This window comes from Lactococcus sp. DD01, assembly GCF_001578715.1.
Classification (GTDB): domain Bacteria; phylum Bacillota; class Bacilli; order Lactobacillales; family Streptococcaceae; genus Lactococcus; species Lactococcus petauri.
This window is the reverse complement of record NZ_KQ968948.1, coordinates 1-5,201: the sequence shown is the minus strand read 5'-3', so window position 1 is coordinate 5,201 and position 5,201 is coordinate 1. Positions and strand designations below refer to the sequence as shown.

The 5,201-nt window shown below is 48.5% G+C and carries 1 tRNA gene and 3 rRNA genes; all 4 read right to left on the bottom strand.

Annotated elements, in window-relative coordinates:
• A 5S ribosomal RNA gene (rrf, locus tag LACDD01_RS11225) occupies positions 1–115 on the bottom strand; the annotation flags it as partial.
• 84 nt (positions 116–199) lie between these two features.
• Positions 200–3,099: ribosomal RNA gene (locus LACDD01_RS11220) — 23S ribosomal RNA — on the bottom strand.
• A 166-nt stretch (positions 3,100–3,265) separates the two neighbouring features.
• Positions 3,266–3,338: transfer RNA gene (locus tag LACDD01_RS11215), tRNA-Ala, on the bottom strand.
• 110 nt (positions 3,339–3,448) lie between these two features.
• Positions 3,449–4,997 (bottom strand): 16S ribosomal RNA (locus tag LACDD01_RS11210).
• Positions 4,998–5,201: the final 204 nt, after the last annotated feature.

The window sequence follows — 5,201 nt, the reverse complement described above, 5'->3', positions numbered from 1 at the left end:
CTTGGCATTTACCCTATCTCGCAGGGGGCAACCCCCAACTACTTCCGGCGTAATAGGACTTAACTTCTGTGTTCGACATGGGAACAGGTGTATCTCCTATGCAATGAATACCAAATCATGGTCTGAATGTATTGAACACTCAAAACTAAATAACAATCTCTTGATAAATAAGTAAAGCTGAACTCATATGTTCTATTACTTGGTAAAGTCCTCGAGCTATTAGTACTGGTCCGCTCCATCCCTCGCAGGACTTCCACTTCCAGCCTATCAACCTGATCATCTCTCAGGGCTCTTAATTCATAAAGAATGGGAAATCTCATCTTGAGGTGGGCTTCGCACTTAGATGCTTTCAGCGCTTATCCCTTCCCTACATAGCTACCCAGCGGTGCTCCTGGCGGAACAACTGGTACACCAGCGGTAAGTCCACCCCGGTCCTCTCGTACTAAGGGCAGATCCTCTCAAATTTCCTACGCCCGCGACGGATAGGGACCGAACTGTCTCACGACGTTCTGAACCCAGCTCGCGTGCCGCTTTAATGGGCGAACAGCCCAACCCTTGGGACCGACTACAGCCCCAGGATGCGACGAGCCGACATCGAGGTGCCAAACCTCCCCGTCGATGTGAACTCTTGGGGGAGATAAGCCTGTTATCCCCAGGGTAGCTTTTATCCGTTGAGCGATGGCCCTTCCATGCGGTACCACCGGATCACTAAGCCCTAGTTTCCTACCTGCTCGAGTTGTAGCTCTCGCAGTCAAGCTCCCTTATACCTTTACACTCTACACATGATTTCCAACCATGTTGAGGGAACCTTTGGGCGCCTCCGTTACTCTTTAGGAGGCGACCGCCCCAGTCAAACTGCCCGACAGACACTGTCTCCCACGCCGATTATGCGTGTGGGTTAGAGCAACCATGAAGCAAGGGTAGTATCCCAACAGCGACTCACTTGAAACTAGCGTCCCAAGGTCAAAGTCTCCTACCTATCCTGTACATGCTTCACAGGTACTCAATATCAATCTGCAGTAAAGCTCCATGGGGTCTTTCCGTCCTGTCGCGGGTAACCTGCATCTTCACAGGTACTAAAATTTCACCGAGTCTCTCGTTGAGACAGTATCCAAATCATTACGCCTTTCGTGCGGGTCGGAACTTACCCGACAAGGAATTTCGCTACCTTAGGACCGTTATAGTTACGGCCGCCGTTTACTGGGGCTTCAATTCAGAGCTTCGCCTAAGCTAACCCCTCCTCTTAACCTTCCAGCACCGGGCAGGCGTCACCCCCTATACATCACCTTGCGGTTTAGCAGAGAGCTGTGTTTTTGATAAACAGTTGCTTGGATCTTTTCACTGCGGCTGTATTTCTACAGCACCCCTTCTCCCGAAGTTACGGGGTCATTTTGCCGAGTTCCTTAACGAGAGTTCTCTCGATCACCTGAGGCTACTCGCCTCGACTACCTGTGTCGGTTTGCGGTACGGGTAGTATTGAATTAAACGCTAGAAGATTTTCTTGGCAGTGTGACATCAAGGGCTTCGCAACCGTAGTTGCTTCCCCATCACAGCTCAATGTTAAAGGAAAATGCATTTGACACATTCCACACCTCACTGCTTAGACCAGAATCCATTAACTGGCTCCCTTTAGCCTACTGCGTCCCTCCATCACTAACAATACTAGTACAGGAATATCAACCTGTTGTCCATCGACTACGCCTTTCGGCCTCGCCTTAGGTCCCGACTAACCCAGGGCGGACGAGCCTTCCCCTGGAAACCTTAGTCTTACGGTGGATAAGATTCTCACTTATCTTGCGCTACTCATACCGGCATTCTCACTTGTAATCGCTCCAGCACCCCTCACGGTATACCTTCATCGCTGATTACAACGCTCTCCTACCATTTAATTAATATTAAATCCACAGCTTCGGTAATATGTTTAGCCCCGGTACATTTTCGGCGCAGGGTCACTCGACTAGTGAGCTATTACGCACTCTTTGAATGATAGCTGCTTCTGAGCTAACATCCTAGTTGTCTGTGCAACCCCACATCCTTTTCCACTTAACATATATTTTGGGACCTTAGCTGGTGGTCTGGGCTGTTTCCCTTTCGACTACGGATCTTAGCACTCGCAGTCTGACTGCCGCACATGTGTATTAGCATTCGGAGTTTATCTGAAATTGGTAACCCGAGATGGGCCCCTCATCCAAACAGTGCTCTACCTCCAATACACTTAAATTGCGACGCTAGCCCTAAAGCTATTTCGGAGAGAACCAGCTATCTCCCAGTTCGTTTGGAATTTCTCCGCTATCCACAAGTCATCCAAACACTTTTCAACGTGTCCTGGTTCGGTCCTCCAGTGCGTCTTACCGCACCTTCAACCTGCTCATGGATAGGTCACTAGGTTTCGGGTCTACATCATGATACTAAAGCGCCCTATTCAGACTCGCTTTCGCTACGGCTCCGCCTCTTCAGCTTAACCTCGCATCATAACGTAACTCGCCGGTTCATTCTACAAAAGGCACGCTCTCACCCATTGACGGGCTCGAACTTCTTGTAGGCACACGGTTTCAGGTGCTATTTCACTCCCCTCCCGGGGTTCTTTTCACCTTTCCCTCACGGTACTGGTTCACTATCGGTCATTAAGGAGTATTTAGGCTTGGGAGATGGTCCTCCCGGATTCAAACTGGATTTCGCGTGTCCAGCCCTACTCAGGATACTGCTAGGTATAAAGTCTATTTCAAATACGAGGCTATTACTCTCTTTGGCTTACCTTCCCAGGTAATTCTTCTATAGACTTTAAGTCCACGTTGCAGTCCTACAACCCCAAGAAGCAAGCTTCTTGGTTTGGCCTGTTTCCCGTTCGCTCGCCGCTACTTAGGAAATCGTTTTTACTTTCTCTTCCTGCAGGTACTTAGATGTTTCAGTTCTCTGCGTTACCTTCTCGTAAGCTATGTATTCACTTACGGATACTATGCATAACATAGTGGGTTTCCCCATTCGGAGACCTAGGGATCAATGCGTACTTACTGCTCCCCCTAGAATATCGTCGTTAGTCACGTCCTTCTTCGGCTCTTAATGCCAAGGCATCCACCGTGCGCCCTTATTAACTTTGCCATTAAAACAAGTATAAGTTTTTTCGAACTATTTAAAATAATTCGCAGCTTTACAGAAATGTTTTACCATTTCTCGGTTTATTTATCGTTATAAGATATTGTTATTTAGTTTTCAATGATCAATTCCTATTTTAACGTCTTCGTTGACAAGATACTTCCGTATCTTATGGAGCCTAGCGGGATCGAACCGCTGACCTCCTGCGTGCAAAGCAGGCGCTCTCCCAGCTGAGCTAAGGCCCCTTCTCTCAACGCAATCTTCTCTATCTTGCATCAAAAGACTGCTTGTTTGGTCTTTATAGACCCCTCAAAACTGAATAAAGTAGAACAACATCTTTTTTTATATTCCTTAGAAAGGAGGTGATCCAGCCGCACCTTCCGATACGGCTACCTTGTTACGACTTCACCCCAGTCATCGGTCTTACCTTAGGAAGCGCCCTCCTTGCGGTTAGGCAACCTACTTTGGGTACTCCCAACTTCCGTGGTGTGACGGGCGGTGTGTACAAGGCCCGGGAACGTATTCACCGCGGCGTGCTGATCCGCGATTACTAGCGATTCCGACTTCATGCAGGCGAGTTGCAGCCTGCAATCCGAACTGAGAATGGTTTTAAGAGATTAGCGCACCCTCGCGGGTTGGCGACTCGTTGTACCATCCATTGTAGCACGTGTGTAGCCCAGGTCATAAGGGGCATGATGATTTGACGTCATCCCCACCTTCCTCCGGTTTATCACCGGCAGTCTCACTAGAGTGCCCAACTTAATGATGGCAACTAGTAATAAGGGTTGCGCTCGTTGCGGGACTTAACCCAACATCTCACGACACGAGCTGACGACAACCATGCACCACCTGTATCCCGTGTCCCGAAGGAACTCCTTATCTCTAAGGATAGCACGAGTATGTCAAGACCTGGTAAGGTTCTTCGCGTTGCTTCGAATTAAACCACATGCTCCACCGCTTGTGCGGGCCCCCGTCAATTCCTTTGAGTTTCAACCTTGCGGTCGTACTCCCCAGGCGGAGTGCTTAATGCGTTAGCTGCGCTACAGAGAACTTATAGCTCCCTACAGCTAGCACTCATCGTTTACGGCGTGGACTACCAGGGTATCTAATCCTGTTTGCTCCCCACGCTTTCGAGCCTCAGTGTCAGTTACAGGCCAGAGAGCCGCTTTCGCCTCCGGTGTTCCTCCATATATCTACGCATTTCACCGCTACACATGGAATTCCACTCTCCTCTCCTGCACTCAAGTCTCCCAGTTTCCAATGCACACAATGGTTGAGCCACTGCCTTTTACATCAGACTTAAGAAACCACCTGCGCTCGCTTTACGCCCAATAAATCCGGACAACGCTTGGGACCTACGTATTACCGCGGCTGCTGGCACGTAGTTAGCCGTCCCTTTCTGGTTAGATACCGTCACTTAAGTAATTTTCCACTCTACTTAACGTTCTTCTCTAACAACAGAGTTTTACGATCCGAAAACCTTCTTCACTCACGCGGCGTTGCTCGGTCAGGGTTGCCCCCATTGCCGAAGATTCCCTACTGCTGCCTCCCGTAGGAGTCTGGGCCGTGTCTCAGTCCCAGTGTGGCCGATCACCCTCTCAGGTCGGCTATGTATCATCGCCTTGGTAGTCCTTTACACTACCAACTAGCTAATACAACGCGGGATCATCAAGTAGTGAAGCAATTGCTTCTTTCAAATAAGAATCATGCGATTCTCATTGTTATGCGGTATTAGCGTTCGTTTCCAAACGTTGTCCCCCGCTACTCGGCAGATTTCCCACGCGTTACTCACCCGTTCGCCGCTCTTCATAAAAATAGCAAGCTATCTTTAATCATCGCTCGACTTGCATGTATTAGGCACGCCGCCAGCGTTCGTCCTGAGCCAGGATCAAACTCTCATTTAAATTTAGTCCATCAAATGAACTGGCTGTTGTTTTGTCTTTCATTATTGAATTGACAGTTGGTATACAAGAAGTTAACTTCTCGCATATAGTCATTCTACTTTATTCAGTTTTCAAAGGTCTATCGCTCTCGTAAGAGATACGCTCTCTCGCGACAACTATTATATTCTATCAAACTCACTTTGTTCTGTCAAGAATAAACTGTGC